7 protein-coding genes and 1 pseudogene are annotated in these 3,758 nt (G+C 44.4%); all 8 read right to left on the minus strand.

Translation table 11 applies throughout. The features are described 5' to 3' along the window. On the minus strand, window positions 1-256 hold a 256-nt coding region (locus PSE6802_RS0105180; protein ID WP_156815435.1), incomplete at its 3' end, for an IS3 family transposase. Then, a complete protein-coding gene (locus PSE6802_RS0105185) occupies window positions 256-573 on the minus strand; it encodes a transposase (protein WP_019498350.1) in 318 nt (105 codons plus the stop codon). The genes PSE6802_RS0105185 and PSE6802_RS0105180, both read right to left, overlap by 1 nt. A 36-nt stretch (window positions 574-609) precedes the next feature. Beyond that, window positions 610-879: a hypothetical protein gene (locus tag PSE6802_RS0105190; protein ID WP_019498999.1), complete on the minus strand. Its 270-nt coding sequence runs from the start codon at window positions 877-879 to the stop codon at window positions 610-612. A 100-nt stretch (window positions 880-979) separates the two neighbouring features. Further along, a pseudogene (locus PSE6802_RS35745) lies at window positions 980-1,183 on the minus strand (Uma2 family endonuclease); the annotation flags it as partial. Window positions 1,184-1,239: 56 nt separating this feature from the next. Beyond that, window positions 1,240-1,404 (minus strand): hypothetical protein, encoded by a 165-nt coding sequence (locus PSE6802_RS33160; protein ID WP_019499000.1) that lies wholly within the window; start codon window positions 1,402-1,404, stop codon window positions 1,240-1,242. After that, complete coding sequence (locus PSE6802_RS0105200; protein WP_019499001.1) at window positions 1,401-1,748, minus strand: hypothetical protein; 348 nt, start codon at window positions 1,746-1,748, stop codon at window positions 1,401-1,403. The genes PSE6802_RS33160 and PSE6802_RS0105200 overlap by 4 nt, the downstream gene beginning before the upstream one ends. A gap of 409 nt (window positions 1,749-2,157) precedes the next feature. After that, window positions 2,158-2,928 (minus strand): IS4 family transposase, encoded by a 771-nt coding sequence (locus PSE6802_RS27845; protein WP_225902653.1) that lies wholly within the window; start codon window positions 2,926-2,928, stop codon window positions 2,158-2,160. After that, the gene (locus PSE6802_RS0105210; RefSeq protein WP_019498649.1) at window positions 2,865-3,656 is read right to left on the minus strand and encodes an IS5 family transposase; all 792 of its coding nucleotides are present in this window, start codon (window positions 3,654-3,656) and stop codon (window positions 2,865-2,867) included. The genes PSE6802_RS27845 and PSE6802_RS0105210 overlap by 64 nt, the downstream gene beginning before the upstream one ends. Window positions 3,657-3,758: the final 102 nt, after the last annotated feature.

The raw sequence follows: 3,758 nt of genomic DNA on the forward strand, positions 1-3,758 counted from the left end.
GATAAATCGCTGCTATCCCCAACTGACGCATCAACCGTTGTACCCGTTTGCGATTCACCTCATGACCTTGTTGGCGCAGCACTACGGTCATGCGACGACTACCATAAAATGGTGTTTCTAAGTATTGCTGGTCAATCAGCTTTAACAATCTCAACTCTTCCTCTGTGGGTGCTTGCGGTTGATAGTAGAAGCTGGAACGAGCAATCCCTAGCAATTGGCATTGCCGCACCATACTCAGTTCACAATGGTCAGACACTACCAGGGCTTTGCGTTCTTCAACCCCAACTGTGCTGACCTGTTGGCTAAAAAATCCCGTTCTACCTTCAACTGTCCGATCTGACGATATAACTCGTCAATCTCGGCTTGTTGGCTCTCATCAGCTTTATGCGCCCCACTACTTTTCTCAAACAGGCTAATGGCTTCATCCAGCAACTGTCGTTTCCAGTTGTTAATCAGCGTTGCATGAACTTCATACTGACTTACCAATTCCGAGATGGTCTTCTCGCCCCGAATCGCTTCCAGGGCAACTTTCGCTTTGAATTGCGGATTGTACTGCTTGCGTTTGTTACTCATGAACTACTCCTATCATTATTTTGTGTGGTTCAGAGCTTAACCCCCTGTCCAGTTTTTGGGGTCCACCTCAGCGATCGCTTCGGCTTGCTGTTTAGCTAAACGTTCTTGTAATTTTTCTTGACGTTCTTGGTTGGCGATCGCCTCAGCTTGTTGTTTAGCTAAATTTGCTTGGTTGGCGATCGCTTCGGCCTCTTGTTTAGCTAATTCCGCTTGCTCTTTAGCTAATTTTTCTTGCAGGGCGATCGCTTTTGTTGTGATTGCCTGAGCGATCGCTTTGATGATTGATTTTTTGGGTGGCGTTCTCATTGAATATTTGCAGAGCGATCGGCGTTTTATGAGCTAAATATTTTTGGAATAGCGATAGCATCAGCTTGTAAGCAAGCTTGTTTTTTGGTGATCGCTCATATCAAATTTCATCGGGATTTATGCCCAAAGACCTCAAGTAAGCAGCAAGTCTCTCTTTTTCTTGACGTTCTCGATCGGCGATCGCTTCGGCCTGTTCTTTAGCCAGACGTTCTTGGATTTTTTCTTGTCTTTCTGCAAGAGCGATCGCTTCGGCTTCTTGTTTAGCTAATTCCGCTTGCTCTTTGGCTATTTTTTCCTGGTTAGCGATTTTATGCTCTGGAATGGCGATCGCCTGTACTCCGTTACTCAGAGATTTAATCTCTAATCTTTATTTGAGATAGTAGTTTGTCTAGGTGTTGCCCACTGTTGTGCTTTCTCTAAAATTACCGTCATATTTCTACTGATTTCTTTCATGTTGCGATCGGCAACTTGACAGAGTTCTAAAATTTCTTGAAGCTCCTTTTCATCCAGTTGTTTTTGACTCATAACAGTTTCTCTATACGACTTCTTAAATTTCTCGCTTGCATTTTGAGTTCGAGAGTTCGCCCGAGGGTTGTCGCTAACTCTTGTCCAATTTCCTGCACTCTTTGCAGAGATAAATTGCTAATTGATAGATTCCTTGCAGTACTGCGCGCTTGAGCTTTAGTAGTTTCCACAAAGAAAATCGCGCTATTAAAGAAAGCAAATGCCTGAATCAACATAGCATTCTCTGGGAAAAGGTTTAGAAGAATCCTGACAGCATTTAACCCCTGTGTTGTATCCTCCTCAATTTCTTCTAGTTCGTTAATTAGACGTTCGATAAGATCGAAAATTTCTGATTGACTTGACATGCTTAGTATTGTAGCGGATACTAAGCCACCTTAATAATTCTAGAACTTGGTGGAAGATGCTTGCGATCGCCTCATCTCTGAAATCGGGTAACCAGGGGATTTTCTCCCCCAGTCCCCACAGCACCCCGCGTGCGGCTCCGCACGGGGCGCTTCCCCAGAAAGGTTTAGATATTTAGGCTCAAAAGAACCGATATCCAAGGCTGGTTGTGCAATTAAGCGCCGACAATATGGCTCCCCCGGTCGGGTTCATCACCAAGTCGAGCTTTGCAACTCCTCCTTGCTTGCCAAGGTTCAGCCCTTCACCGTGTCTCACCCATTACGATGAGCGTTTGGCTACTATAGCATCTGCTGACTTCTGCCCAATCATGAGTAACGTTGCCGCAACTCACGCTGTCTCTTACTTTTCCCGTTAAGTATGATTTTGAGCAAGAAGCCAACCTTGACAAAGTTCACGTAAATTTGACCAGCCACGCCAGAGGACTTGAATGCCAATCGGAGATTTACGACGATGTTCAAGATATCCGCCAAGGTAAGCAATCGATTCGATAGCCCAGGCAACAGTTAAAACAGTCGGAGGATTAGGGAATCTAGCTTTTAAGACCTGAATTTGCACAGGACTAAGAATCTCAACCGCAGGAGCGTCAGGCTGATTGCGATGCAGATAAGTAACCTGTAAAAGTTCGACCGCACATACACTTAAAAAGCCTAATAAGGTCTTCATCCCTTCAGCCGCAAGCCGATAGCGCTCACACTGACAACCAGACTTAAAGATTTTATGAAAATCTTCCACCCGCCAACGGTAAGTATACCAACGCAGAATTTTCACTGCCGTTTCTAGATCTTCTAGGACTTCAGTCGTCAAAAGCATCCATTCTAAAGGGGTCTCGCCCTCTGGGCAATCGATTTCAGTTGCATAAACAGCATAAACTTGTAATGGGTCACGATTGTCGAAACGATAGGGAACTCGCAGTTGCACCTTAGAAAATCGTACCGCTAATTTTGCTATACGGGCTTTACGTTTACCAGTTTCTGGCACATTGATTTCCTGTTCAAATCGTACAGGTTGTGTTTCCAGTTTTTGCCATAAACGTTCGCTATTTGAGTCTAAGAACCCATTTAGGAAGTCGCAGTTGCCAGATTTCTTAGCATTTTGCGGATTAAAGCCAAGTAAATAAACGATTCAGACATTTGCTCATAAAATTCATAATCCTTGCTTAGTCTACGACAATTACCTAACCAAGCAAAGGTTCGCTCTACCACCCAACGCTTTGACTCCACTACAAAACCTTTCTGATTGTCTGCCCGTTTGCTAACTTCCCAAAGCCATCCGAAGTTGTCGTTGACCCATTGTGTGATTTCATCACCAGAGAATCCAGCATCAACCAGAATTTTCTCTAATCGTGGTAATGGAGATGTGAGATTCTGTAACAACTGCTTAGCTCCTGCTCTTTCACCGATGTTAGCTGCACACACCAACACCTTTACAACTAAGCCCAAGGTGTCAACCATAGCGAAGCGTTTTCTGCCCTTGATTTGCTTACCGCCATCAAAACCTCGACTGCCCGCACTTTCTGTTGTCTTCACACTCTGGCTATCGATACTCACCAAGCTTGGGGTCGCCTCTTTACTAACCTTTTCCCTAAATTGTTGGCTCAATTTGCGATTAATCTCCTCCAGTAGCCCAGTTCTTTCCCACCTTTGCCAGTAGAAATAGACCGTTGAGTAAGGCGGAAAGTCATGGGGTAGATTCTGCCATGTACAACCATTTTTGAGTATATAGAAAATGGCATTCAGTAACTCTCGCATATTTGTTTTGGGTGGCCTACCCCATTTTGATGGTTTGGGTAGCATGGGTGCGATAATTTCCCATTCTTGGTTGGATAAATCGGTATTATAGGATCGGCGCATCTCTTCAGGTTTATACTAGACTTCATCAGTATTTATACCTGCTTTTGGTGCGCCTTTTACTTCCTAAATGGCTTCTAACCAAGCAAAGGTTCGCTCGAGACT

The sequence above is a fragment of the Pseudanabaena sp. PCC 6802 genome, from assembly GCF_000332175.1.
In the GTDB taxonomy this organism is placed as follows: domain Bacteria; phylum Cyanobacteriota; class Cyanobacteriia; order Pseudanabaenales; family Pseudanabaenaceae; genus PCC-6802.